Origin of the sequence: Sporolactobacillus sp. Y61, from assembly GCF_040529185.1 — a bacterium.
Classification (GTDB): domain Bacteria; phylum Bacillota; class Bacilli; order Bacillales; family Sporolactobacillaceae; genus Sporolactobacillus.
In genome coordinates this window covers 1,093,895-1,120,784 of sequence record NZ_CP159510.1, presented here as the reverse complement: position 1 = coordinate 1,120,784, position 26,890 = coordinate 1,093,895, and the positions used below count along the sequence as shown (strand labels likewise).

Genomic DNA, 26,890 nt, shown 5'->3' with positions numbered 1-26,890 from the left:
ATTAATTTGGATTTGATTCCCGGACGGTGACTTTCCTTTTGGGAAATTAACGCTACTGAGTATGCTTGAGTGTCTGGACAGTTACACTGACGGTCAGGGTCGTTTTAACAACACACTGAAATAAGTGATCTTTCTGCAAAAGATCAGCTGGCATTTAGAAGGCAAAGAATCGTGTTTATCTTTCAGAGTTTTAATCTGACTGCCGGTATCTCTGTCCTGAAGAACGATGGCCATGGCTCTGACAAAAGATCCTGATCATTCTTGCAGACGGGCCTGCCGGCTCGCTGGTGATAAGCATTCGATACAAATAATTGCCAATGAAAGTAAAATTGTATGCAACATCATGTTTTTAATGAGAACCGGGTGATGACAGAGGATGCTTATATGAACGAAGAAAGATTGATCTCGGCAAGACTTAAAAAGCCCGTCCGGACCACTTTAGTCATTATATCTGGTCTTGTTATTGGAACCTTGAGTGCCTTACTGCAGTTTAATTTGTTCTTAATCACGTCGGGAATTTTTTTGATTCTCGTATTTATCCATTGGAAGAACGTAAATAAATTTGCCTACTTATTGCTCATCATGATTGTCTTTCAAAATTTCTTTGCCATCATTTTGTCAGGATTAAATAGACCATTTTTTGTGACGCTTTTAATCTCCATAAAGGAATTGTATGTCTACACTTGTATCCTACTTTTTTCATTGCTGAAAAAAAGAGACAGATCAAAAAAATTGAACATGATTAACTGGATTTCATATACATATTTGTTCTGCATTCTTTTCTATTTCATATGGCCAGATCAGCCGGACTTATTTGTCAAAGGGGTTTCCGGGCGCCAATTGATTATGCCTGTCATTTTATACTTATTTGGCTATTATGTGGTTTCATGCAAGGATAAACTATTATATTTTTATATTAAAATATCGTTGTTAATCGTATCTTTTGGATTTATAGAGACCTGGGTGCTGGGAGATAAATTTTGGATCAGTCTTGGCATTAAAAGTTATATGGAAAATAAAGGGATGTCCTTGTGGGCATATGGTACTCAAGGCCTCCCCGGAAATTTTTACACTTTTGATTTTTCCAGTTTTATTGGTACCAGTTTAAGAAGAATGGTCTCATTTATAGCGGATCCGACACTTCTGGGACAATTTCTCGTTATTCCGGTCTTGTATTCCATATTAGGAGATTTTTATAAAAAAAGCAGAATAAGGAAATTGTTTTATATGACCTTCCTCACAACCGGTTTGGTCATGACTCTATCTAAGGGTGGGCTTTTATCGGTAGCTATTGGTATTCTGTTTTGCCTTATTTTCCAAAAGAACAGGAGCAGCCAACTGGTTGGGCTTTTTATAAGTTATATTTTATTTTTCTTTGTCCTGTTCATTTTCTCCAACTATCAAAAATTTGCTTCTTTACCGGCCCATATTAACGGCCTGGTCAGTAATCTGGCGGCAATTGTCAGACACCCGTTCGGGTCAGGACTGGGGCGAAGCGGAAATTTCGCCAATTTATATAATGAACGCGCCAATTCAATGAATATGAATGCCGGCGAGAGTTATATCGGCACTATGGTTGGTCAAACAGGTCTAGTGGTTACCGCACTGTTTCTCGTCTTTATAGCACTTATTATCTCAGGTTTGCTTAAACAATATAAAGAAGGTCATGAGAAGAACTCCTTAATCCTGGCAGGTGCTCTGTCAGGAACAGTTATGGTTTCTTTTCTCAGTGAATCAGCAATTAGTTTTATCTCTTCAGGATTTATTTTTGTGATGGCAGGTGCTTACTTATCAGAAAGAAACGTGAACATAAGAAGGGATTATCATTGAAGATATTATTCATGAATAATTTATTGCCCTATCCATTGGATAATGGCGGGAAAATTAAGACATATAACACATTAAAAGCCTTGTCTGTGAAGCATGAAATCGACTTACTCGCATTTATCAATCATGAAGAGGATAGAAAGTACGTGACAGAACTGAGCGGCGTATGCCGCAAGATTCATGTGATTCCAAAAACAGTCATTAAAGATGCATCCATGCTCCATTTCATAATAGATTATGTATCTAGTCTCTTTTCCCCTCTGCCCTACGTGATCAAAAAATTTTCTTCAAAAGTAATGAAAGAGAAACTTATTCAATTTCAGCAGGAGAAACACTATGATTTAATCTATGTCAACCATTTATCGATGATGGTATACAATAAATATTTTCATTCAAAAGTACTGTTGGATCAGCAGAATGTTGAATCACTGATTTTCAAACGGATAATTGGTCAAATGAAAAATAAAGTAAAACGACTTTTTGGAAAAGTGGAGTATGTGAAATTAAAAAAATTTGAGAAAGATATGCTTTACAGGGCGGATCGTGTGATTGCTCTTAGCCAGACAGACAAAAATGAATTTGTAAATATGTTATCCAAAACTCGGAAACAGATAGATGTCATTCCGATTCATGTCGATGCACCATTTCTGGATTTTTATCCACGAAAAGACAATAAGATTCGTTTATTATTTATGGGAACAATGAGCTGGTACCCTAACAAGGAAGGGGTAATCTGGTTCTTAAAAAATTGTTTTCTAAATTTAAACCCAGATAAATACGACCTGTACATTTGCGGTGCAAATCCCCCGAGAGAAATCGAGAAGTATCGAGATAAGAAGAACGTTACGGTTACCGGATACGTTAAGGATATTAACGAATACATCAGGATATGTGATCTTGCAATCGTCCCCTTATTTATAGGAAGTGGTCAAAGAGTGAAAATCATTGAATCCTTTGCCAAGGGGTTGCCGGTTGTTTCAACCAGTATCGGCGCAGAAGGCCTGATCACAGATCAGCAAAATATCTTAATTGCAGATCAGCCGGATACCTTTTTGAAATCGATAAAATTACTGGCAACCCATCCGGAACTCAGACAGAAAATCAAGAGAAATGCGCGAACTGTTTATGAACAATATTATTCAAACGCGAGTTTAAGCAGAGCGCTTAACAAGGTTTTCCTAGACATGGGAGTGCAGTAGGCATTCACCCAAAATAAGAAGATCGACATGAATTTTTGGAAAATTCCTTTTCCTCTGGTAACCTGAATTCCCGTGAAATTATACCAAGGCAGGCGAATCCACATCAAGGTATTGATAAAGATTCGTCTGTTTCTTTGTCAACTCACCCAAATGGGTGTGACCACCGGGTTGACTGTACTGTTCGATCACGTCCAGTTCATCCAGAAGTTCCTGAATGGTGTACTGTTTGAACAGATGATGATCACTCATGGCCTTTTTTATGTACGAAAGATAGAACAGGGCAATGAACTGGACGAAAAGTTTGCCTTCCAGATTTTCCTCAGAGGAAACAGAAGTCCGACGCAGGTTCAGTCGTTCCTTTAAATTACCGAAGGCTTTCTCGATCAGATCCTTTGTTCGATAAACTTCCAATGCCTCAATGGGATCTTTGATTCCATTAGAAATCAGTGCGAAATAACCAAAGTCCCTTTCTGCTTTAGCTATGGCTTCGTTTTTTGGCGTCAGGGAGAGCCCCCTTACGGGCGTTTCCTTCCATTCGTAATAACGTGAATATAGCTTTTCATGTTCAGGTTCTCTCCTGCCGGACTGCAGCTCTTCTTCCAGACGGTCCAACATTTTATTGAACGCCATCTTATCGTCGGTTGCTTTTTGGTCATTATAGAAAAGATGAAGGTACAGCCTTTTCTTGCCAGTGATGATTTGCCCGGATCGCTTTTTGACCTCGGTATCGTCCCAGTCGGTCAGGAAAGATTGATAATAGAGATTGCAGTCGGAAGCATAATGGGCACGGGTAATCATGCTCTGACGGACATCGTTTAACTTTTGACGAACGAATTTCAGTGACACTCGGACACCCATCAAGAATTTGACATGATTCTGATAAAAAGCATTAATATTCTTCTCACTGTAAAAGCCACGGTCCATGACCACTTTCACTTTCTTCTGTTTGAGAAAGTCCACATCAGCGAGCAGTGTCCGTATGGTTTTGACATCAGAAATATTCCCCGGCAGTTTACGATAAGCCACCGGCAGACCGGAGGTCTCCCCATAAAGGAGCGCCAGGTTAATCTGCGGCAGCGGATCATGATCCTTATTCTTACCGTAGCGGACTTGCTTCAGTGCTTTGGAATAGGATGAAACGGAGGTGGTGTCATAAGCGAGATACTCTTCATGGATACGCCGTTTGCTCTGGAGAATAAAGAAATGGTGTTTGGCATTTTCCGTGATCAAACCAAGCAGTTCACTGCTCCTCTGAGAGGGCAGATTCTTACCATAGGGATGCACATGAGTTTTCGCCCAACGGGGAAAACGACTCATCGGATTGCGATCTTCCAGCACCAGATAATAAGCCAGCGAAAGAATCTGCTGATAGGACTTTGGAAAGCATCGCGCCAGATCTTCTGTGATTCCAAGCTTGGCGCCGATGGCGTCAAACAGGTAAGTTGCCCCGTAGAAACGACGCTGATAAGTAACCGACGGAACTGGTCCCCGTTTCTTCTTTTTCTGGTTCAGAAGGTCTTTCAGACCTTCGGTATACTTTTTAGATGGAATCAGTTTCCCAGTTTTCGGATCCAGTTTACCAATACATTTCCGATGGTTTCGTGTCTGTTTTTTCTCCTTGTCCCAATATCCAACGGATTCATATACATAGGTCACACCATTCTTCTTGTTTTTCAAATGAACCAGCGACATCTTCATCCCTCCAAAACATGGTATAATTATACCATGTTTTGGTAAAAAAAGCAAGCGCAAAAAAGCCTGAATCCCTTGATTTATAAGGAATCAGTCTTGATTATTGGTATAAATCTCCGGGAATGCAGGCTATTATGCACATGTGGATAATTTAAAAAAATCCCTAGAACAAGAGATTCCTTTAATCGCTCATTTGAAAGATTGTGCCTACAACTACAATTGTCGAAGTCGAGTGTCTGTGGCCTTTATTAAAGGGGCTTCCGACTACTTTCCGGACGCGTCGATTACCTTTGACAAGTTCCATGTGATTCAGGAAGCCAACCGGGCTGTTGATGCCGTACGCCGGAACGAACGGAATCGTTGTGCCGATTTAAAGAATACGCGCTATATCTGGCTGAAGAACGAGAAGAACCTGACAAAAAAGCAAAAAGAAACTCCCGATAAGTTGAAGGACAGCGAACTGGATACAGCCAAGGCCTACCGCATGCGTCTATGCCTTCAGGAGATCTACAAATATCCGGCTCAAATTGCACCGGCGGTGCTTGAAGACTGGATCCAATGGGGCCTACGCTGCCGGCTGGCTCCCATTGTGGATCTCGCAAAGACACTGAAAAAGCATTACGGCGGTGTGGTCAGGTAGTTCCAATCCCAACTCAACAATGGGATATTGGAAGGCATCAACAGCGTATTCCAGGCCGCGAAGCGGAAAGCCAGAGGCTACCGCTCCGATAAGAGTATCATCGCCATGGCCTATCTGCTTGCCGGGAAATTAGACGTCGCACAAAAATAAAAGAACAGGCATCAGTACAGAGCCACGTATCGCTCACAACCGAACCCGTTCCCTTGTCCGATTTTCATAGATTATCTGGAAACTACTTTACCAAACTCTGTCCTATTTCACGGATTTTAGCGAAGAGCCCTTTAATTTACCTTAAAAATGTTTTTAAACTATTTTTAATTATATTAACAAATCTTTCACTTGTTATACGTGCTAGTAGAGCAAAAAAATTATCCTTTATCTTTCCGAAGGATGTTTTCCAAGTTCCTGCATAATGATGAATAGCGTAAGTATTGCTTGTAATATTAATCTCCTTTGTAGAGTAATTTCTGGGAGAAAAATATTCTGCTGGAAAAACAACAAGTTGACATTTTAAGTTCTGTTTATAACTAGTATTTAATTTTAGCCCATGATATTGATTTAAAAACTTGAGTATATACTTTGAATTTGGTGTCATATCAATTCTCCCATTAACTATAAACTTCCGGCGATTATAATTATCAAGTAATTCTTTAATCCAAGCTTTGTGATCTTTTGCTCCGATTAATGCAGTACAAAGAGTATTTTCACTTTCAAAACAAATAAATGATTCAAGTCTTTCAAGCTCACTAATGGGTCGAATCAATTCTACGTCTGTATCCATGTACAAACCACCATATTCATTTAATATAAACAATCTTAGATAATCAGTGGCAAAAGCCCATTTTTGCTTGCTTATTGCTTCACTAACATATTGCGCTTTAATCCTTTCAAATGGTATATTTTTCTCATTCCACTCTATTATTCTGTAATTTGGAGCAAATTTTTTCCAACTATTTATGCATTTCTTGGTCAGTGCATTTTTATTTTTATTTCCTAACCAAAAATAATGAATCAATTTGGGTATGGTCTCCAATAGTATGTGATCTCCTTTCTGACCGAGGATGAATGTTTATTTCATAGTTGTTGTGCCTATACATTACCATAATAATTAATAGAACTAATTCAAGTCTAAACAGCATGGTTTCTGTCAATCCACAAGTAAAGAAGCCCATCATAATCAAAATATCATTATATGTTAACTTTTTTAGTTTTGTTATAAGAGCAGTTAATATTACGAGAAATAGCATTGTAAAAAGAAATCCCTTTGACATCAATGCCTGCAAATAAGAGTTATCAAACATGGCATTTTCTAATTCAGAATTCCCAAATAATGTTATTCCATATTGTCCATAAAAGGTACGATACAATGCTATTCTTCCAGAAAATAGAGCATCTAATTTGGGGTAATACGGTATAATTAATAATAAATATGAGATGATAGTGCACATTAAAGGAAAGATAGAAATTAGAAGGTGCATTCTTCTTGTAACAATTTTATTCATACTCTTTCTCAATATTATCATACATAAGCAAAGCAATATAATTATATATGTTGACGTCCTGCTCTTAGTGTACAGATATATGATATACGATAAAACCAAAACTAACATTGATATTCTTATAGTATTTTTTTTCGTACAAAATGATAATAATGACAATCCACAGCTCAACCATACAATCATTGCTTGATTTGGGTGAGAAAAGCCTAATGAACTTCTATGAATTATCCTGTCAATTCTCCACATACTGATATCATTATTTAAATTAAAGCCAATAACAAAGTACAGTGATGTAACGATCAAAAAAAGAATTAAATTGAGAATCGAATAAAATATTATAGCTTTATTCATATTCCTTCCACTATAAAATGCCGCGATCGAAAGTAACAGCAACAATGTCAATGATATTAAATTTGCTTTCAGAGATATTGCAATCACGATTAAGGAACATAGAATTAAAGCTAGTTGGTAGAAATAAAGTTTTATATTTCTTTTGATTGCCCATAATATAAGTATTAGAATAATTGCCAAACTAGATATTGCATTAGCTTTATCTAATTCAACGGATAATGTATTAGATGCATATGCAAAAATTAGTACCATGCCTGTTATGATGAAAAAGGTATATTTTTGTACCATTTTATCTCCTTAACACAACAACAATTTGAGAAGATCAATTCGTATTATCAGACTATTTGGAAAAGAGGGCAGTTATTCCCGTTAAAATTCTTTGATCATGGAAATATTTTCCAATAATTGTCTTAAACGGAAGGGCGAAATAAGTGAAACAGTCGAAAGAATATTTTAAACGCCCCTATTTTATAAAGAATAATTCTTATAAAATTTCGGATAGTCATTTTTTTTGATAATATACATTTCTTTAATGATATCTCATTTATCCAACAGTTTATCTGATCATATATTTCTTTGTTTCTTTCTATAATACTTTTATTTTTTACATAAAAATATAAAACACATCTTACAATGTATAACAAAAATTCAGCTTTAAACCTTTGTTTATATCCCTTATTAACTAAAATTTGATTAACTAAATTAATTGCTACTATAAAATCCTTAATAGCTTGCTCATTTGTTGAATGTACTGTGGAAGTATTTCTTTGGACATAATGGTAAAAAGAGCGATTGATATATTTTGCTCTGTTAGTTAGGCAAAGTACTTCAAATACTGTTGGTATATCTTCATACTTTAATTTGGGGAAAAAAATTCCGTTTTCAATAAAAAGGGATCTTTTGAATAACTTATTCCAACAATATCCTTCAATCAATTCATTCTCATTCAAAAAGAATTCATATATAAGTTGTTTATTATTAAAATATTTTTCATTAAACCTTTTTTGGTTATGTGTTCTTAATATTTTCCCATCTTCACTAACTCTATCAAAATTGCATATAACCAAATCCAAATTATCTTGTTTAGCTTCATTGTAAAGTGTTTCATACATACCAGATTCGATATAGTCATCACTGTCAACAAAGCCTATATACTCTCCTTTTGCAAGTCTTATTCCTTTATTTCTTGATTCTGCTTGACCCATGTTTTTCTGATTAACAATTTTTATGTTGCTGAACTTATTTTGATATCTTGTTATTACATCAAGGCTTTTATCTGTAGATCCATCATTAACTACTATTATTTCAATTCTTTTCAATGTTTGATTAATTATACTGGATAAGCATTTATCAATGTATTTTTCAGCATTATAACAAGGGATGATTATACTCACCATGAACTCTTTCATTTTTGTCAATCACTCCATTTTGATAAAATAAAAAAATGTACAGAGTGTTTTTTAATTCTAAAACCATATTTTCCTGTTGACACTGTTATTTTTTTTCAGCTTCTTATATCTTAATATTTTTACAACGTATTTTGTATTACCAATAATATAACGCCAAAATAACCTTCTTGGCTCTTGACAGAGCCTGTACAACCATTCAAGTCCATGATTTCTCATGAATAACGGAGCTCTTTTTACATTGCCCGAGTAGTAATCAAACAGGCCTCCGCATGTTATTATCGTTGGAGAATTAATAGTAACATAATATTTATCAACCCATTTTTCCTGAATTGGTGTACCAAAACCAACAAATAATATTTTCGCTTTTTTTTGATTAATATCCTTAATAATTTCAGGACTTTCTTTCTCATCAAAAAAGCCATTATGCCAACCTGCAAAATTACAATTTCCTAGTTTATTCACAGAATTTCTCCAAAACGCTCAGATGCTTGATCTGATCACTTTTCTCGATTACACCCTGTGCATGAAAAAAGTGCACGCAAAAAGGATCCAAATCTGGTAAAATTAAGTCACCACAACACCAGAGAGGATCCTTTATGATGACTACTTTATCGCAAATCACGTTAGATTTCAATCGAAAAATCAAACTATCAAACGATGGTGGTGAACTTTCTTCAGATAGCGGTCAACTGCTTTTTAAGGAGTTTGACGAGAAAATCGGTTTCTCAAAGACGTTTGAACGCCATTTGATACTGAATGATTCGCGCAAGAGTCCGTTCTATTCCAACGCAAAACTCTTTCGCCAGAAGATCTATCAGCTGCTGGCCGGTTACTCCGAGGATGACTCAGCCGATGCATTGATTCATGATCCCGTGTTTACCCAGGTTGTTGAAACATCCAAACTGGCGTCACAACCGACGTTATCCCGCTTTTATTATCGTTTCGACCAGAATACTCTTGATCAGCTCGCAGTGGCCAATCAGAAATTACTGGACAAAGTTCATCGATATCGCAAGAGCCGGGCACTGATTATTGACCTGGATTCCACTCACGTCGATACGTACGGCAAGCAGGAATCCTCAGACTATAATGCACATTACGGTACCATCGGCTTCCATCCATTGGTGGCGTTCGACGGGGCGACGGGAGATTTTTTGAAGGCGAAACTGCGTCCCGGAAATCGCTATACTTCTCATGGGGTCGCGGACTTTGTTCGGCCGATTCTGGAACACTACAACGAGCACTTTCCGGAAACCACGCCGTTCCTTCGTGGCGACAGCGGTTTTGCCACGCCTGAGCTCTACGAGCTGTGCGAAGAAGAATCCGTCTACTACGCGATTCGCCTGAAGTCGAATGCCATACTCCAGCGGATGGCTGAGGAGCTTCATCCCAACGATGCGTCGACCGGGGAGACCCAGTGTTACTATGAAGAAATGGCGTACCAGGCGAAGTCTTGGGACAAGCCCAGAAAAGTAATCGTTCAATCGGTTCGCCCGGCTAGCGAACTCTTCTTCACGCATACCTTTATCGTGACCAATCTGGTTGAATGCTTCTCCCCGAAACAAGTCGTTCTGACTTATCAGAAACGAGGGACCATGGAAAACTACATCAAGGAAGCCAAATCCGGATTCAGTCTGGATCAACTGTCCAGTCACAAATTTGAAATTAACGAAGGCCGATTGATGCTCAGCCTGATCGCCTACAATTTAACGAACTGGATGCGTACACTGACGTTTCCAGAGGGGCAGAAGAACATGCAAATTGAAACCATTCGAACCCGGATCGTGAAAGTGGCCAGTAAGTTGGTGAGGTCGGGGCGCTCCCTTTATTTCAAGCTGTCCTCCAGCTTTGTCTATCAGGACTTCCTCTGGAAAGTACTCGGACGGATTCAAAAACTTCAAATCGAATAGTGAAAGGGCACTCAGTTTGGTAGCATCAAAACGTTTTCATCAGGCCAACGGGGAAAGTCCATCTCAAAACGGTCCATTGTTGAGCGAAAGTTCAGAAATTAATCTTTCGAGTACGTTTTACGCGAAAAAGTAGACAAAATTAGGCAACCTCGTCCCGATAAACAAAAATCTCAAGAAACGATGAATGGTGAATAAATCAGGAATTTGGGTATTTTTTTGATAGATTGTTAATAACTCTTTGTGCAGTGTCGTCCTTTCCACCCAATAAATAGATTTTAAGACTGTTACTGTTAGTATTGTCAATACTTTTTAATAAACTGGGAAATAAATCTGTAGTTGCAACCCTCTCTTTTGCCACAGGTAATTTTAAATACATCTGAGCGTATATAATGCCCATTCCATCAATATAGATTATGTTGTCGTTTCTTTTCAATATTCGCCTATAATCTGGATCATTGAAGTATTTAAGAATGCAATCTGGATTAATAGCAAAATACTTATTTCTTCTGTTTAATTTTGTATTTATAAGTATATATTCCGAAATTTCTTCAAGAGTACTACACGACACTTGTAAACCAAGAAAGTCTTCTATTAATAAGTCATTAGTCATTCTGATAGAATCACCCTTAAGACATAATCTAATTATTCAAAGTTCCTTCCCAAATGTTTTCATTATTTACTTTTTTATTCTTAGTGCCCATTTTATTTAAAAGCATTTTTTGATCCAGAGAAGATTCGTAATCTATGAACTCTCTGGCCTACCATACTGCATGACCAAGACCCCTTGGCACTTTTTGTCTTATCTGGTGAATATCTACTTTCGAAGGTTCGCGGACCCTCTTCAGAAGTTCAAGTTTTTACTTGTGGCTCAAGTGCTATTCATAAGTATTATCAAAATGATCTTCAATTGCCCGTTTTCCTTTACCTGTGACAATAATTATGTCTTCCTACCTGGACAGCTTCTTCAACGATATACTGGGTGGGGTTGGCTTGTTGACGTAACGATTGGCGGCATCTCCTTGGGTAGAGCCTTTGTAGTCGAGAAGAACCGAGTGCCTAAACCCGCTTCCCGAATAACCACTTCATTCCCCCAGACTAAAAGATCCCGAAAAATTTCTTTTCTTTAATTTCAACCGGTTCCGCTCGATTGACGAGCTCCCCGTTAATCAACAGTTCCACGTTTTCTCTGAAAGTATGAGCTAACTCTCTTCCAAACTGCTTTTTTAACTCAATAAAAGCCTCCTGCATATAAAAGGGACGAGTCGTTACATTGTGGGCGTCTGATGCAACGAATTGGGATAAGTTGTTTTCAATAAACTGCAAGGTTCGCTTTTTGACTTTCTTCCCCTCTTTACCAATCAAACTGGACGCTGTAACCTGGGACAGTGCCCCATCTGTGATAAAGTTGTAGAGGATCTCCGGATGTTCAAAAATTTCCTGATTGCGTTCCGGATGGACGATTACGGGCGTGATACTTTTGACCTGCAGATCAAAGAAAAGCTGCTGGGCATATCTTGGAACATGGTGGGTTGGAAATTCGACGAGGATGTATTTCTTGTTATCATTGACCGTCACCAGTTCCGCTTCCGAATCCGGGTCAGCCATTTCGCCGAAGATGCGCGGTTCCTGACCGGGAAGGACGGTTAAGCCTATCTGGTTCTGTTCAAAGAACTGGTTCAATGTTTTGACCATATTTATAATGGAGGGCTTTGGGTTATCCCAGTGCCGGTTGCGGTGATGCGGTGTGGCGACGATCTGAGTAATGCCTTCGGCCACCGCCTGTCTGGCCATGGCCAGCGAAACCTGTTCATCAGCAGCTCCGTCGTCAATGCCCGGAAGGATATGGCAATGTATATCAATCATTTGCTTCTCTCCTCTCCATGTCGTATTTTAAAAAACAGGGAAAAACACATTAATCATTGCCATAATAATAATAATAATGACTGTCGGATTTGGATATTGGTTTACCGTTTAAGACGACGCCAAGAACTTTCGCTTTTGCTTTGGAAAGCAGGTCTTTGGCCTTCAGTGCGGCTTCCTTTTCTGTCTCTCCGCTCCGTACCACCAGTACGGTTCCATCACAGAGATTAGCCAGGATCTGGGCATCCGTTACAGCCAGTACCGGAGGCGTATCAATAATTACTGTATCAAAAAGCGTGAGTGCATGTTTGATAAAGCTTTCCATGACTACAGAACTGAGGAGCTCTGCAGGATTCGGCGGGATCGGTCCGCTCGTCAGAATAAAAAGATTTTCGACCTCTGTTTTCTGGATGGTCTCATCAAAGGTCGTCCGTTTGGTCAGCAGAGTAGTCAGGCCCTGTGTATTGATCAGGCGGAACGTATAATGCATAGTCGGTTTTCGCATATCTGCGTCAATCAGCAGGACGCGTTTGCCCTGTTGTGCCATCACTGTTGCCACATTGGCTGCTGTGGTTGACTTCCCCTCACCCGGGCCGGCTGAAGTAAACATGATCGTCTTCAGATCACTGTCGACATGGGAAAAGTCAATATTCGTCCGGATCGTCCGGTACTGTTCAGCAGTGGTGGACTTGGGCTTATAAAACGTGATCAGATGTCGCTGTTTTGATACAAATTTACTTCGCCTCAACTCGGCTTCCCCCTCTCACATGGTTGTGCGCTGCGGCATGGGTGCCTCTCGACGTCTTCTCATGATGAGATTTAATTTCTGAGATGGCACCAAGTACCGGCAGGCCCAGCACCTGCTCAATATCTTCTTCTGTCTTAATCGTGTTATCCAGATATTCAAGCAGAAAAGCCAGCCCTACAGAAACCATCAGACCGACAACAAAGGCAACAGCCAGATTGATCATCGGCTTCGGTTTCACCGGATCTGCACTTCCCCCGACTGTTGCCGGTGCGAGAATGCTGACGTTATCCACATTCATCACTTTCTGCACCTGGGATTTAAAGGCGGTTGCGACATTATTCACAATTTTAACGGACTGGGACGGGCTGTCTGTTTCCGCTGTTAAGGTGAATGCCTGTGAATTTTGTTCCGTATTCACCGTCAACATATCTTTGAGTTCATCGGCTGTCATGTCCAGGTTCATTTTTTTAATGACCTGGTTCAGGACGGCAGGATTATTGATGATTACACTATAGGTATTGACCAACTGTACGTTGGTCTGTACGGCATTACCCTGATATAAATTATTGTTGTTTGAATTTGCTTGATTGACAAGAATCTGCGTTGATGCGTCATATTTCGGTGTCATGATAAAGTAGGTGACTGCTGCGCTGGCTGTTACTGCCAGAAGTGTAATGATAAGTATAAGAGAGATTCTTTTTCTGAGTGTCTGAAAGATCTCTTTAAGGCTGATCGTCTCTTCCATAATATCCCCCAACACAAGAGTAATAGTTTCTGTCTGAAAGAATTTAAAGCTAATCGTATTATAGCATAGATTCTGTCGGGCAATGATTATCTTCAAAACATTTAGCAGCAGGAATTTGGGATCAGCTTCTGTTACTAAAGTACCGGTAATTATAACACGGATAGGCTTAATCTGAATAAACAATTTGTGGAAAACGCATATGTACTCATGCCGTTAAATACGGTAACCTCTTAATACGCATCTTTCGATCCCTTCAGCAGGGTAAAGGTTTTTAATATAATTTTAAGATCCAGGGACACGCACCTGTGTTCAATATAGTCGATATCCAGTTCGACCATTTTTTTAAATCCGACATTACTTCTGCCACTGACCTGCCACAGGCCCGTGCAGCCTGGCACAACCAGCAGCCGCTGTTTGTCATAATTTGTATAGTTCTTCACTTCTTTTGGGAGCGGAGGCCGTGGGCCGACCAGACTCATATCTCCCTTTAACACATTGACCAGCTGAGGCAGTTCATCCAGACTGGTTTTCCGGATAAAGTGACCGATTCTTGTCACTCTGGGGTCGTGCTTCATTTTAAACATGGCCCCTGTCGTATCGTTTTTATCGAGGAGTTTGTTCAGTAACTGTTCGGCATTACTGACCATGGAACGAAACTTGTAAATATAAAACAGCCGGCCGTTTTTACCAACCCGCACCTGTTTAAATATAATTTTCCCTTTTGGGTCGTCCAGCTTGATCAGCAGGCCAATAATGAGATAAACAGGGGAAAGTAAAACAAGTCCAATTAAGGAACCGGCAATATCTGTTAATCTCTTAACCAGAAAATAGAGAGGTTTCTCTTTTATTTTCACCCGGCCGGAAGTATGTATCTCATCTTGTTTAAATAGTTGATCTTCTCCAATGGATGGTTTAATGATTGCCATAGTATTCACCTCATCAAGCTGTAACTGTAAACTGGCGGTCAGCAGGAATGTAAATGTAATGCAGTGGACCATTCGATGGGCTATTTTTTAATTGTTCGTGACCGTCTCTCATATTCAGTTGTGTCCAATGAAAGCGAGCAGATCATACCAAGTTATCAAAAACGCACGAAATATATGTTTCTTTTTACATATTTGTCAGGATAACAGTATTATAGCACAGTTTATGGCGAGCAAAAATGAGATTCTGATTATTAAAAAAATACCGGAGCGCATTTTTATTAATCTGCTCTCCGGTATTTGATCAGTGCTTAATTTCTCGCCAGCCTTTTTCACACGGATTAGCGCGTGATTTTTATCGTATGGGTGATCGAGTCGTTTTTGCCGCGATTGTCTGTCACGGTCAGTGTGACATTATATTTGCCCTTTTTCGTAAATTGATGGGTGGCCGTTTCCCCTTCAGCCGTGCTGCCGTCGCCGAATGTCCAGGCGTACGTGACAAGATTCCCGTCCGGATCGGAAGACGCCGAGGCGTCAAAGGTGACGGTTTTGTTTTTCTTCGCTTTGGCAGGCGCTTCGAACTGTGCGACCGGCTTTTCATTAGGGATATTGATAAACAGTTTACCGGCAGCGGTCTGACGCGTCTCGTTACCGTAGGCATCTCTTGCTTTAACCTCAATCTGCGCGCCATCGGCGGTGAGGTTTGAGGTCGCTGTCCAGTAGCCCACGTAATGCCCTGCTGAAGTTTCAGTTAGCGGCAGTTCATTCGCTTCATTAGTGGTTCGAGCTCTCGTATTGGTCAGCGGTGCCTGAATCACGAAGGTACTTTCCAGACCCGGCTCACTGTCGAAAGCCACTTCCACCGTCTGGCCGGCGTCCAGATAACGGTCTTCGTCCGGTTTCAAGTTTGTGATTTCTGGTGCGGTGAATTTCGCGTCGACGCGGATCGACCGGCTTTCTTCGTTTCCGGCTTTATCCTTAGCGACAACCTCGATGGTGTTGACTCCGCTGTCGAGCAGGATCCGTTTCGAATAGCTGCCGCTTTCTGTGACATCGGCGGCCTGTCCGTTGACCTTCACCGAGTCAAGATTGGCCTCATCCACCGTCCCACTGACCGTGACGGCTTCACAGTTGGTCTTGGATCCATCTGCCGGGCTGTCAATCGTCAGGCCCGGTTTCGTCTGATCGAGGAAGACAGTCACCGGTGCTGACGGATCGGTGGTGCCGGTGTCGGTGGAAGCCGTCACTGTAATCGCGTTTTCGCCTGTCTGAAGGGCGACCTCTGAAGCAAACGTCCCGTCTTCGGCAGATGTGGTCTCCGCCACTTTTTCTCCATGATTAAGCAGATTGACCGTTGTTGCCGGCGCTGTTTTCCCTTCAACGGATACCCTTTCCTGATTCGTGTAGATGTTCGTCGCCGGCGCGGTGATCACCGGTACACTCACTTCATAGCTGACGGTCGAGCGGATCATATAGTTGCCCTCTTCGGCAGGTGACGGCGCCCAGCTACCTGATACCAGCTGCCAGCTGCGGCCCGCGTTCGTCCCGTCTTCATCGGTCGCGAGCCCCGGTGCCTGTGTATTGACATCCGTCTGAATGTAGACCATATAGAAATCGCCGTGGACCAGTATCCCTTTATCGGAGAGATCGACCCGCGTCCATGATCCATCCCGGAGTGCCGTCGCATCGACCGGACCGGCAAGCAGGTTGCCCGGTGCACCGTCCGGACCGGTGGCATCATACACGGCGACCTTGAAGTCCGTGCCGCCCGGTACCGGCCATTCATCCGTCCAGAACCGGAACAGCCCGCCTGTTACCATCGCCGTGTCATGCCCCTCAGCGAGTGACATTTTCACCGCCCAGCCGTTTCCGGCGTCATAGAAGGCATGGGCATTTTCTGCTGTGCCATCATCATAGCCGATTTCGCCCGGATAGCCGATGAAGGGTTCGAGAGCGACATTTTTTTCCGTCGATTCATTACCCGCCACGGTGACCTGGACGTCGCTGGCGTAATAACTCGGGGCACCGACATGCAGCGTATAGGTCCCTTCATAGACCGTTAATTCGAAATGCCCGTTGCTGTCCGTCTGCACCGGCGCGATGTTCGCGTCTTCCATAACCTGGACGGTCGCGCCGGAAACGGGGGCACCTGTGGCGTCATTCGTGATCGTACCGGTAATGGTGCCCTGCGGGATCGGCTGAAGCATAAAACTGGATTCCGTCGTCCTGTCGCGGGTGATCTCTACCGTTTGTGCCTGCGATGCAAAGCCATATCTCTCGGCTTTCACGGTGTACGTCCCCGCCGCGTGCCGCATCGCATAACTGCCGTCCGCCGGATTGGTGGACACTGCACGTCCCGTTTCCAGAACCGTGACTGTCGCGTCAAGCGGCAGTGCGTTTGTCTCTGCCGGCGGGGCGGATTTTAACGAACGGGACTCAATCGACGGCAGCCGTACATTTTTCACTTTCTGTGGTTGGATCGTCTGCGGATCTACCGGCTTTTTACTGCTCAGTGATGGCGCATCCGCCTGCTTCCCGGCTTTGGCCAGGCCGAGCGTTGCCTTCGTCGCGCCGGTTGCCGCTGTATCGGTCAGCGAGACGTCATCAATATACCAGCCGGGTCGAACGACACTCGAATCGGTGCTGAGATTAAAACCGATAAAAATGTTCTGGCCGGCGTATGCCGACAGGTCAACCGAAACATCTGACCAGCCGGACCCTGCCCCGGTGAAATCGGCGACCGATGTCCAGTTTTCCTGATCTGTTGAGACGAAAACCTGCCCGTGATCGTAATTGTTCTCGATCTCATACCAGTTTTTAAATTGCAGATAGCTCTGTCCCTCCGCTACGTGTACAGGAGGCATCAATAGTGTTGCGTTGGCATCATTGTCGTAATTCCCTTCCAGATTCGTGGCGTAGACCTTTTCACCTGATGCGGCCTGTTCCGGCCCGGAGGCGGGCACGCCCCATTCCCAGCTGTTCTGATCCCCATAGGACCGCCAGCCGGACGGGACGGATTCAAAGTCCTGTGAATAGCCCGTCGTGATCGGCGGAAGGACGGAGACCTCATAAAGATCGGAGTCGACTTCATTTCCACCAAAGTCGGTGAGGTGCCACTTATAGGTCAGCGGGCCTTGTGCAAGGTCGTCGCCCGGGATCGTTGCCTGATAAACGCCCTGGCGATAGTCCCCCTCTGTCCGCTCGCCTTCCACCGTCTGCCACGCTCCATCGGCTACTTTATACTGAAGCTGGACGGACTGGATGCTGACATTGTCCTGAACGCTGATCTGAAGCGGAAGCGCGACCCCTTCATACGTCTCGGAAACCGGGGTATGCTGATAGGCCGGCGCTTCCGTGTCCTCGCCTTCCTTCATGACCTGGCCGGTGAGCGTCCCGAGGCCGGTTGTGATCGATGTGACCGCTGAGAAGGCGTCGATGATCCCGGAGCCATAACCGTTATTCGGCGATTCCGGGAAGGTACTGTCTGTCGCCGGTGTTGCCGTATCGACGATGATCTGTTCCAGTTCATCAACCGTCAGCGAGGCATCCGCCGACAGCAGGAGCGCTGCCGTCCCGGCTACATGCGGCGCGGCCATCGATGTTCCGCTGTACGTGCCGTCATAAGTGCTGCCCGGTACAGATGAGTACACGTTGACGCCCGGCGCGGATACATCGGGCTTCGTTTCATCATACGGTGACGGCCCCTGCAGAGAGAACCCGGCCAGCTGGTCGCTATTGTCCGTGGCTCCGGCCGCGAACGCTTCCGGATAATTCGCCGGTGCTGCTACTGAACCCGGGCCACCCGGATTAAACAGGTCCGTGTTTCCTGCAGAAAATTCCGGGAAGATGTCGGCCGCACGCCAGTTCTGCACCATCGGCCGGTACCATTCATCAAGGCCGGGTCCGCCGCCCCATGAATTATTAACAATATCCGGGGACATTTCCGGATGCGGATTGCCGGCTGCGTCTTTAGGTGCAAGAATCCATTCACCCGCCTCCAGCAGATCGACATCGGTCCCGCCATCCGGAGTAAACGCTTTTACAGAAATCCATCTGGCGCCTGGTGCGACGCCTATTTTATGCGTCCCATCGTTTTCCGCGCCAACCATCGTCCCCATGGTGTGGGTTCCGTGGCCGATATCATCATAGGGCGTCAATTCGCCGGCCACCGCGTCAAACCAGTTGTATTCATTGTCCGGCTGATCCGGGCTGGCCGGATCATAGCCGCGATATTTGCCCTGCAGCGCCGGGTGATCCCATTGCACGCCTGTATCAATGCTGGCAATCACGACACCTGTTCCGTCAATGCCCATGTTCCAGACTGACGGAGCACCGATTCGCGCAACACCCCAGGCGACCTCATCATCCGTTGCCGTTTTTGCCTTTGCTTTTGACTTTGTTTTTGCCTTTGCTTCACCCGTTTCGCTGCCAGAGGCGATCGCTGTATTCGCTGTCAGTTGCCGGGTGCGGTTCGGTAGAATTTTATCAACTTCAGCAAATGTTGCCATCTTCTTCATCACGTCTTTCGTGCCGGTCACGGCGATGCCGTTTACGATATAGAAAGATTGATAGTTTTTGACCAGGCCTTTTTTCTTTGCGTCATCCAGATATTTGATGACGTTAGCCTGAGTTTCAGAAGCGGTCGTCCGCAACGCGCTGAGCACCGCGGATTTCTGCGCAAACTTCTTTTTCGCGGGCGTCATTTTTTGCTTACTCGCCAATTTTTTTGCGTTGGCAGCTGCCTTTTTGGTATCCGCCTGTGTTTTAAATTTCACAAGGAACGTTGCGTTCTTCTTTGACTGAAACACGTCATCCAGATCAGCACTGATTTTGTTTTTGGCTAAAGATGGCGCCTGTTCTTTCACAGATGTTTTTATCGGTATGGTCTTATCAAACACCGGGGCGGCCTGAACAGATCCAGGCGTGAGCAATAAGAAACAAATCAGCACGCAAAGCGCTTGACTCCATTGACTTTTATGCACGTTCATATTCCCCCTGACTCATGAATGAGCAATTCCCATAACCCGTGCGCGTTCAAACATTCCATTCCATGCAGCTGGCTTGTTGAAAACTGTCTGTCAAACTGAGTCTCATGCTCCCCATATTCCGACTGTACAGCTCCTCCCTTCCCATTTGTTCAAAATATTCTGTATCTTTTTTATGATTACAGAGAATATTATAGCGCTTTGATAAGAAATATGTTGTCGAACAAGAGGGAATTATCCGTATTTTATAAAAACAGTTCAAAAGTTGCATAAAGGTAGCCGTGCGCAGAAATACAGGGCTAAGTGACCAGCCCGGAGCTGCTTTTTATTAGAACCCTGCCCTGATGCCAGAAAACCGTCGGGTACACGTTTCTGCTATGCTTACCCATTTTCGCGATGCTCTCTGTGTATAAAAAAAGGGTGGAGTGGCTGTTTTGAGGAGGACATAGATGGAGGCGCATCATGAAGCTTGTTACGATTCTCATCCCCGCATATAACGAAGAAGCGGTGCTGAATCCGTGTTACCAGCGAACCGTACAGGTGCTGCGCTCGCTCACGGGCTATTATTTTGAACTGCTTTTTGTTAATGACGGCAGTCAGGACGACACGCTTACGATCATTCGCTCGCTGCGCCGATTGGATCCACGCGTCGCCTTCGTCAATCTGTCGCGCAACTTCGGCAAGGAGATTGCAATGATTGCCGGGCTCGATTATGCCCAGGGCGACGCCGTAATCCTGATGGACGCCGATCTTCAGGATCCGCCGGAACTAATCCCTGAGCTGCTGAAATACTGGGAACAGGGCTACGACGATGTCTATGCCCGGCGCCGCAGCCGAAATGGGGAGTCGTGGCTGAAAAAAGTGACGTCCGCCAGATTTTATCGACTGTTGCAGAAGACAACCCGGATCCCGCTGCAGGCGGATACCGGCGACTTCCGGCTGCTCGACCGCCGCGCTGTTCAGGCGGTGCGCCGGCTGCGTGAAACCCAGCGCTACACGAAAGGGATGTTCAGCTGGATCGGTTTTAATAAGAAAGAAATCCTGTTCGACCGGGAGCCCCGCGCCGCCGGCAGCAGCAAATGGCACTATCCGAAACTGATTAATCTGGCGATCGAAGGGATTACTTCGTTCACCGTGGCGCCGCTCCGGCTCTCCTCAATTGCCGGCAGTTTTGTTTCCCTGTTTGCCTTCCTTTACATGCTGTTTATTATTGTTCGAACGCTGCTGTTCGGAAACCGTGTCGGCGGTTATGCCTCACTGATGGCCGTGATCCTCTTTCTCGGCGGCATCCAGCTCCTGTCGATCGGTCTGATCGGTGAGTACCTCGGCCGGGTGTTCAATGAAACGAAACACCGCCCGCTGTACTTTGTCGATGAGTTTAACGGCGAAAAGGTTGAAGCGTCCACGCCTCGTCAGGAGACCATCCGGCGTGAAACGTCGTGAAGGGGGAAATTTCATGTCCGGAGTGCGACAATTGAAAATCATCACATTGATCTTTCTCGGCGGTGGGGTCCTCCTCTTTGTCCTTTTTGCTTTTGCCTTATCCGACGGAATCGGCAGTATCCGGCCGATCGAAGACATTCAGCCACCAGCAGATCCCGCCTTGAAATGGAAAGTCGAGAAGATCCACATCGGATCCAGTGTGGACATCACCGGCTGGGCCTTTTATCCAGGTGAATCGATCCTTATTTACGGCACACATCTTGTTTTACGGGACGTCAAAACCGGTGCGCTCTACCGGCTGCCGACAAAAATGGTTATCCGGGAAGATTTGAATAAACAGTATCCGTCCTCATTCAATTATGCGTCCGGCGGCTTTCTGGCACGTGCAAGAACGGACCAGCTGCCTGCACCTTTATCCCGTTATGAGCTCTGCATTCAGTATTTCAATAATCATCAAAAGATTTTCATCAATACCCATCGCAACGTGCAGCAAAGCGGAGAGAGGACCTCAAAGTGAAAACAGTCAGTCGAAACCTGTCCGCTATGTACCGATCGACCTGTTTCCCTTTCCTGGCTTTAACCTTTTTCATGCTTGGCTATCATCTTCTTATCCCGGTCAGCCGGGGTGATGATGCCAAATTCCGGCTCATCCTGCAGAATCATGATCTGCTGTCATGGCTCTGCGAACGCTATTCCGGGTGGTCGTCGCGGGTGTTGATTGAGGCGGTTCTGGTCACCCTGCTTTATATCAGCGGGTGGCTGTGGAAGTTGCTGAACGTGATGATGATCGGTTTGTTCGTCTTTTCTCTGTCGTACCTGTTTGTGAAAAGGGAAAAGCGAACAGCCAACTGGCTGATCGTCTGTCTGTTTCTGCTGATTCCCGCCCCGGCCTTCCACAGCGCCGGCTGGGCATCCACGACACTGAACTATCTCTGGCCAATGACGCTTGGGCTCATCGCGCTGTTTCCTTTGAAAAAAATACTGCTTAAGCAGCAACTCAAAAAATACGAGTCCTTCCTGTATGCGTGCGCTCTGATTTTTGCGGCCAATCAGGAACAGTTATGTGTTTCTCTGCTGATCATTTACGGCGGTTTTCTGATTTACTTCATCTTTTATCGCCGGCTGCCTTTCTTTATCCTGAGCCAGTTTCTGATCGCTGCGGCTTCTTTCCTGTTTATTATGAACGCACCCGGAAACCATGCCCGACTGATGGTTCAGGTGGAAAAATACAATCATCACTTTTTTATGCTCCCGATGATCAATAAGATTGAAATCGGTGCTTTTTCGTCGACACTTAATCATTTTATTTTTCAATTTGATCCAATCTTCGTTCTGCTTAGTTTTGTCGTTATGGCGGCGACTTACGCGAGATATCAGGAACTGTTTCTGCGCACGATCAGTACCGTCCCGCTCTTCTGCGTGCTTATGTTCGGCATGATGCATCCGATGACTTCAGCCCTTTACCCGCGGATCAGAAAAAGTCTGATCGATGTGGATGTGATCCCCTACGGCTATATTCATCTTGAGAATGTCTGGTCGCTCGAAAGTTATCTGCCGATCGCTGTTCTGGGACTGACCGTTCTGTGCCTGATGCTTGCCCTGCTGTATCTCTTTAACGGCCGGCGAATCCTCATCCTGATCTATCTGGTGCTGCTGGCCGGTTTTATGTCCCGGATGGTCATCGGCTTTACGCCGAGCGCATGGGGTTCCGGTGTCCGCGCCTTCTTTTTTCTGTATGTGTCCCTGATGATCATCATTATTCTTGTTTATCAGGAGCTTCTCCGGCTGAAACCTGCACCGTTTAACCCTATGCTGCTGACCGTAACCGGATTATTTGCGGGACTGGCGTTCTTGAATGGGTATATACTGGGAGGATGATAGCCCGCGATCGTTCACCTGGCATGACAACCAGGCCGAGATTCGTTTAGAAGCTATCTCTCGCCTGGCGAACGATCAAGTGGGGGAGTTTTCAATGACGATATACAGGGGTTCGTGCTGAGTAAAACTCTGCTATATACAAAAGCACCTGCGTCACATACGGAATCCTGTAACGCAGATGCTTTTATCTTTTCATACTGAGAAAGTCTTTCAAGCCGCTCTTCCAGTCCTCTACTTCATCAAATCCGTTCAGTCGCAGTGCCATATGTTCGAATACGGAGTTGTGGGGACGCTTCGCCGGTCGCGGGAATTCCTCAGTCGTGCAGGGGGCGACCTGAATGTCGATGCCCTTGATTTCAAAAATAGCTTTCGCAAATTCGTACCACGTGCAGCTGCCGGAATTGGAAATATGGTAAGTGCCGTATTGGTCCGTCTGAATCAATTCAATAATTTTTGCAGCAAGATCCCTTGTCCAGGTGGGGCAGCCGCGCTGATCATTGACAACTTTCAGCCGGTCATGGTTTTCAGCCAGTTTCAGCATCGTTTTCACAAAATTGCCGCCGTACTGACCATACACCCAGGACGTTCTGGTAATAAAGTATTTTGTCGAGAAGTCATGAACGAACTGCTCTCCGGCATATTTGGACTGTCCATAGACGCCAAGCGGTGAAGGGGAATCGAATTCGGAGTACGTGCCCTCCTTTTCACCGTTAAATACATAATCGGTACTTACATAGACAAGCTTTGCGCCAGCCTCTTCGGCCGCTAGAGCGACATTGCGCGTCCCATAGGCATTGACCAGAAAAGCCTTGTTACGATCGGCTTCCGCCTTGTCTACAGCTGTGTAAGCGGCCGTGTGGCAGACCACATCCGGATGAATGGTTTGAAACGCGTCACGCACCTGACTCAGATTCGTAATATCCAGATCCCGGTGACCAAGTCCAAAAGTTTCATAACCCCTCTTCTGCAGCATCAGGGTCAGTTCCGTACCGAGCTGGCCGTGTCCGCCGGTGACGAGAACCTTAGTTGACATAGCTTTTCGCCCCATACTGCTTCTTATAATAATCCATGTATTCGCCAGATTTGATCTTACGCCACCATTCTTCATGATCGAGGTACCACTGGATCGTCTCTTTGATCCCTGTTTCAAACGTGTATTGCGGTTTCCAGCCCAGTTCCGTTTCGATCTTTGTCGGATCGATGGCGTAGCGGCGATCATGGCCAAGGCGGTCGGTGACATGTTTAATCAGATCGCGGGACTTGCCCAGCGTATCGACAATCAGCTCGACAATGTAGATATTCTGCTTTTCATTATGTCCGCCGACATTGTAGATTTCTCCAGGCTTGCCTTTGTGCAGAACAAGATCGATCGCCGCGCAGTGATCTTCAACGTAGAGCCAGTCACGAATATTTTTGCCGTCACCGTAAACCGGAAGCTCTTTACCTTCAAGGGCGTTCGTGATCACGAGAGGAATCAGTTTTTCCGGAAAATGGTACGGACCATAGTTGTTCGAACAGCGCGTAATATTGACGTTCATGCCGTAGGTTTCATAATAGGCACGAACCATCATGTCTGCGGAAGCCTTGCTTGCCGAATACGGACTGTTCGGTGCCAGCGGCGTGGTCTCCGTAAAGTAGCCGTCCGGGCCCAGTGAACCGTAGACCTCGTCTGTCGAGATCTGCAGGTATTTATTGATCTTCTTACTTTTCGCCACATCAAGCAGTGTCTGCGTCCCCAGCACGTTTGTTTTTACAAATATGTCCGGTTCGGTGATGCTGCGGTCGACATGCGATTCCGCGGCAAAATTGACAACGGTATCTATATCGAACTGGTTGATCACATGTTCAAGCAGTTCGCGGTTGCGGATATCGCCATGAACAAAATGATAGTTCGGCTGATTTTCAACGTCCTTCAGATTTTCCAGATTACCGGCATAGGTCAGTAAATCATAATTGACCACCGTATCTTCCGGATGCAGGCGGATCATATGATGGACAAAATTGCTGCCGATAAAGCCGGCACCGCCGGTCACAAGCAGTTTCATCAGTCTTCAGCCCCCATCTCAAAGTTGATCTCCGCATCCTTCAAAAGCGGATGATGCTTGTCTTTTTCGGAAAGAATCGGATCACTGACGGGCCATTCAATACCAATGTCGGGGTCGTTCCACATGATCCCCCGATCCTGTTCCGGTGCATAATACGCGTCCACTTTGTAGAATACATTGACATTCGGAGTCAGCGTGCAGAATCCGTGAGCAAAACCTTTGGGAATCAGCAGCTGGCGACGATTATATTCGCTCAGAATAAAGCCACCCCATTTTCCGAATGTCGGAGAGCCCTTGCGGATATCAACAACCACATCAAGAATCGCTCCGGTCAGTGCCCGTAACAGTTTGGTCTGACACTTCGGATTCAGCTGATAATGCAGGCCGCGGACAATCCCCGGTTCACTTGAAAGCGACTGATTATCCTGAACAAAGTTAATATGCAATCCTTCTTCTTCGAAATCCTTCTCATTGTAGCTTTCCATAAAGTACCCGCGATTATCCCCGAAGGCTTTGGGCTCAATAATCTTGACCCCTTTCAGGGATGTATCCGTTACTTTAATTTTCGACACACAGAACACCTGCCATTCAATAATTTACACTCTGACTTTAAGCATATTAAGAAGATATTTCCCATAACCGTTTTTCTTGAGCGGCTGCGCCAGTTCATAGAGCTTATCGGCATCAATATAGCCCTTACGATAGGCGATTTCCTCCGGGCATGCCACTTTCAGGCTCTGCCTGTTCTCCACCGTCTGAATAAACATAGAAGCATCAAGCAGAGAGTCATGCGTCCCCGTATCCAGCCAGGCGAATCCGCGGCCGAGCAGTTCCACGTTCAGCATGCCCTGCTTCAGATACGCTTCATTGATCGATGTGATTTCCAGTTCTCCGCGGGCCGATGGTTTGATGCTTTTCGCGATATCTACTACCTGATTGTCATAAAAATAGAGGCCCGTAACCGCATAAGTTGATTTCGGCACAGCCGGTTTTTCTTCAATAGAAATCACCTTACCCTGATCATTAAATTCGACAACACCAAACCGTTCCGGATCTTTCACGTTATAACCAAATACGGTGGCTCCTGCCTCCTGCGAGGAGGCTTTCTTTAAAATATCTGTAAACCCGTGACCATAGAAAATGTTATCCCCTAAAATAAGAGCGACATGGTCATCACCGATGAATTCTTCCCCTAATATAAATGCCTGGGCGAGACCATCGGGACTGGGCTGCACCTTATATTGGAGATGGAGGCCCCAGTCAGATCCGTCCCCCAGAAGTTCCTGGAAGCGCGGCGTATCCTTCGGTGTTGAGATAATCAGGATATCTCTGATTCCTGCCAGCATGAGCACAGACAGAGGATAATAAATCATCGGTTTATCATAAATAGGTAACAGTTGTTTAGAAATTGCACGGGTGATCGGGTACAGACGCGTCCCGCTGCCACCGGCAAGAATTATTCCTTTCATAATCTCACATCCTATTGATCATTTATCAGATTATTTGACATGATATTAAAATATGACTATAGTTCCCTTAATAACTGAATTTCAATATTCATTCTATTTTTAAGTCAATACGTATCCTTCGATCCCGTCAGCAGTGCAATAATGAGAAACGGGCCCCAAGTCATGTTAGACCTATCAAAAACGCATGGGTTTATGTTTACATAATCCATAAGGATAACAATATTATAGCACAGTTCATAACGGACAAAATGTAAAAAACCGGCAATC

General features: G+C 44.5%; 20 protein-coding genes and 2 pseudogenes. 7 read left to right on the top strand and 15 right to left on the bottom strand.

Annotated features, from left to right (window positions below; translation table 11 throughout):
• Nucleotides 1-384: 384 nt before the first annotated feature.
• Both ABNN70_RS05505 and ABNN70_RS05500 read left to right on the top strand, forming a co-directional pair.
• Nucleotides 385-1,830 carry a polymerase gene (locus tag ABNN70_RS05505; RefSeq protein ID WP_353949010.1) on the top strand — a complete coding sequence of 482 codons (1,446 nt, stop codon included), beginning with the start codon at nucleotides 385-387 and terminating at the stop codon, nucleotides 1,828-1,830.
• Entirely contained in the window at nucleotides 1,827-3,026 is a 1,200-nt protein-coding gene (locus ABNN70_RS05500) for a glycosyltransferase family 4 protein (RefSeq protein WP_353949009.1), read from the top strand. Before ABNN70_RS05505 ends, ABNN70_RS05500 begins: the two co-directional genes overlap by 4 nt.
• 78 nt (nucleotides 3,027-3,104) lie before the next feature.
• On the opposite strand, the gene ABNN70_RS05495 is transcribed toward ABNN70_RS05500, so the two are convergent.
• Nucleotides 3,105-4,718 carry an IS1634 family transposase gene (locus ABNN70_RS05495; protein ID WP_353949008.1) on the bottom strand — a complete coding sequence of 538 codons (1,614 nt, stop codon included), beginning with the start codon at nucleotides 4,716-4,718 and terminating at the stop codon, nucleotides 3,105-3,107.
• A 142-nt stretch (nucleotides 4,719-4,860) separates the two neighbouring features.
• Here ABNN70_RS05495 and ABNN70_RS05490 point away from each other — a divergent pair.
• Nucleotides 4,861-5,508: pseudogene (locus tag ABNN70_RS05490) on the top strand (transposase).
• Between the two features lie 136 nt (nucleotides 5,509-5,644).
• Here the strand turns inward: ABNN70_RS05490 and ABNN70_RS05485 are convergent.
• The 3 genes from ABNN70_RS05485 to ABNN70_RS05475 all read right to left on the bottom strand — a co-directional run bounded on the left by ABNN70_RS05485 (nucleotide 5,645) and on the right by ABNN70_RS05475 (nucleotide 9,079).
• On the bottom strand, nucleotides 5,645-6,391 hold the full coding sequence (locus ABNN70_RS05485) for a glycosyltransferase (RefSeq protein ID WP_353949007.1): 747 nt from the start codon (nucleotides 6,389-6,391) through the stop codon (nucleotides 5,645-5,647).
• Nucleotides 6,392-7,618: 1,227 nt separating this feature from the next.
• On the bottom strand, nucleotides 7,619-8,617 hold the full coding sequence (locus ABNN70_RS05480) for a glycosyltransferase (protein WP_353949006.1): 999 nt from the start codon (nucleotides 8,615-8,617) through the stop codon (nucleotides 7,619-7,621).
• A 57-nt stretch (nucleotides 8,618-8,674) separates the two neighbouring features.
• Entirely contained in the window at nucleotides 8,675-9,079 is a 405-nt protein-coding gene (locus ABNN70_RS05475; protein ID WP_353949005.1) for a WecB/TagA/CpsF family glycosyltransferase, read from the bottom strand.
• 137 nt (nucleotides 9,080-9,216) lie between these two features.
• Here ABNN70_RS05475 and ABNN70_RS05470 point away from each other — a divergent pair, with 137 nt between their 5' ends.
• The gene (locus ABNN70_RS05470) at nucleotides 9,217-10,527 is read left to right on the top strand and encodes an IS1380 family transposase (protein WP_353949386.1); all 1,311 of its coding nucleotides are present in this window, start codon (nucleotides 9,217-9,219) and stop codon (nucleotides 10,525-10,527) included.
• A gap of 196 nt (nucleotides 10,528-10,723) precedes the next feature.
• Here the strand turns inward: ABNN70_RS05470 and ABNN70_RS05465 are convergent, their stop codons facing one another.
• The 7 genes and pseudogenes from ABNN70_RS05465 to ABNN70_RS05435 form a co-directional block, all read right to left on the bottom strand.
• Entirely contained in the window at nucleotides 10,724-11,137 is a 414-nt protein-coding gene (locus ABNN70_RS05465; RefSeq protein ID WP_353949004.1) for a WecB/TagA/CpsF family glycosyltransferase, read from the bottom strand.
• Between the two features lie 151 nt (nucleotides 11,138-11,288).
• A pseudogene (locus tag ABNN70_RS05460) lies at nucleotides 11,289-11,641 on the bottom strand (hypothetical protein); the annotation flags it as partial.
• On the bottom strand, nucleotides 11,623-12,390 hold the full coding sequence (locus ABNN70_RS05455; RefSeq protein ID WP_353949003.1) for a CpsB/CapC family capsule biosynthesis tyrosine phosphatase: 768 nt from the start codon (nucleotides 12,388-12,390) through the stop codon (nucleotides 11,623-11,625). The pseudogene ABNN70_RS05460 and the gene ABNN70_RS05455, both read right to left, overlap by 19 nt.
• A 49-nt stretch (nucleotides 12,391-12,439) precedes the next feature.
• Nucleotides 12,440-13,135 carry a CpsD/CapB family tyrosine-protein kinase gene (locus ABNN70_RS05450; RefSeq protein WP_353949002.1) on the bottom strand — a complete coding sequence of 232 codons (696 nt, stop codon included), beginning with the start codon at nucleotides 13,133-13,135 and terminating at the stop codon, nucleotides 12,440-12,442.
• Nucleotides 13,122-13,880, bottom strand: coding sequence for a Wzz/FepE/Etk N-terminal domain-containing protein (locus ABNN70_RS05445; protein WP_353949001.1), 759 nt, complete (start codon nucleotides 13,878-13,880; stop codon nucleotides 13,122-13,124). Before ABNN70_RS05445 ends, ABNN70_RS05450 begins: the two co-directional genes overlap by 14 nt.
• A 230-nt stretch (nucleotides 13,881-14,110) precedes the next feature.
• Nucleotides 14,111-14,806, bottom strand: coding sequence for a sugar transferase (locus tag ABNN70_RS05440; protein WP_353949000.1), 696 nt, complete (start codon nucleotides 14,804-14,806; stop codon nucleotides 14,111-14,113).
• Between the two features lie 338 nt (nucleotides 14,807-15,144).
• The gene (locus tag ABNN70_RS05435) at nucleotides 15,145-19,785 is read right to left on the bottom strand and encodes a S8 family serine peptidase (protein ID WP_353948999.1); all 4,641 of its coding nucleotides are present in this window, start codon (nucleotides 19,783-19,785) and stop codon (nucleotides 15,145-15,147) included.
• Nucleotides 19,786-20,250: 465 nt separating this feature from the next.
• Here ABNN70_RS05435 and ABNN70_RS05430 point away from each other — a divergent pair, with 465 nt between their 5' ends.
• Genes ABNN70_RS05430 through ABNN70_RS05420 form a run of 3 tightly spaced genes read left to right on the top strand, consistent with a single transcriptional unit; the run spans nucleotide 20,251 to nucleotide 23,109 of the window.
• Complete coding sequence (locus tag ABNN70_RS05430; RefSeq protein WP_353948998.1) at nucleotides 20,251-21,231, top strand: glycosyltransferase family 2 protein; 981 nt, start codon at nucleotides 20,251-20,253, stop codon at nucleotides 21,229-21,231.
• 13 nt (nucleotides 21,232-21,244) lie between these two features.
• Nucleotides 21,245-21,748 (top strand): hypothetical protein, encoded by a 504-nt coding sequence (locus ABNN70_RS05425; RefSeq protein ID WP_353948997.1) that lies wholly within the window; start codon nucleotides 21,245-21,247, stop codon nucleotides 21,746-21,748.
• Entirely contained in the window at nucleotides 21,745-23,109 is a 1,365-nt protein-coding gene (locus ABNN70_RS05420; protein WP_353948996.1) for a DUF6056 family protein, read from the top strand. The genes ABNN70_RS05425 and ABNN70_RS05420 overlap by 4 nt, the downstream gene beginning before the upstream one ends.
• A gap of 184 nt (nucleotides 23,110-23,293) precedes the next feature.
• Here the strand turns inward: ABNN70_RS05420 and rfbD are convergent, their stop codons facing one another.
• The 4 genes from rfbD to rfbA are packed head-to-tail and all read right to left on the bottom strand — an operon-like array spanning nucleotide 23,294 to nucleotide 26,623.
• Nucleotides 23,294-24,142 (bottom strand): dTDP-4-dehydrorhamnose reductase, encoded by an 849-nt coding sequence (gene rfbD / locus ABNN70_RS05415; RefSeq protein ID WP_353948995.1) that lies wholly within the window; start codon nucleotides 24,140-24,142, stop codon nucleotides 23,294-23,296.
• A complete protein-coding gene (gene rfbB, locus ABNN70_RS05410) occupies nucleotides 24,132-25,154 on the bottom strand; it encodes a dTDP-glucose 4,6-dehydratase (RefSeq protein ID WP_353948994.1) in 1,023 nt (340 codons plus the stop codon). The genes rfbD and rfbB overlap by 11 nt, the downstream gene beginning before the upstream one ends.
• Nucleotides 25,154-25,717, bottom strand: coding sequence for a dTDP-4-dehydrorhamnose 3,5-epimerase (gene rfbC / locus ABNN70_RS05405; protein ID WP_206184268.1), 564 nt, complete (start codon nucleotides 25,715-25,717; stop codon nucleotides 25,154-25,156). The genes rfbB and rfbC overlap by 1 nt, the downstream gene beginning before the upstream one ends.
• A 33-nt stretch (nucleotides 25,718-25,750) precedes the next feature.
• A complete protein-coding gene (gene rfbA / locus ABNN70_RS05400; RefSeq protein WP_353948993.1) occupies nucleotides 25,751-26,623 on the bottom strand; it encodes a glucose-1-phosphate thymidylyltransferase RfbA in 873 nt (290 codons plus the stop codon).
• Nucleotides 26,624-26,890 lie beyond the last annotated feature (267 nt).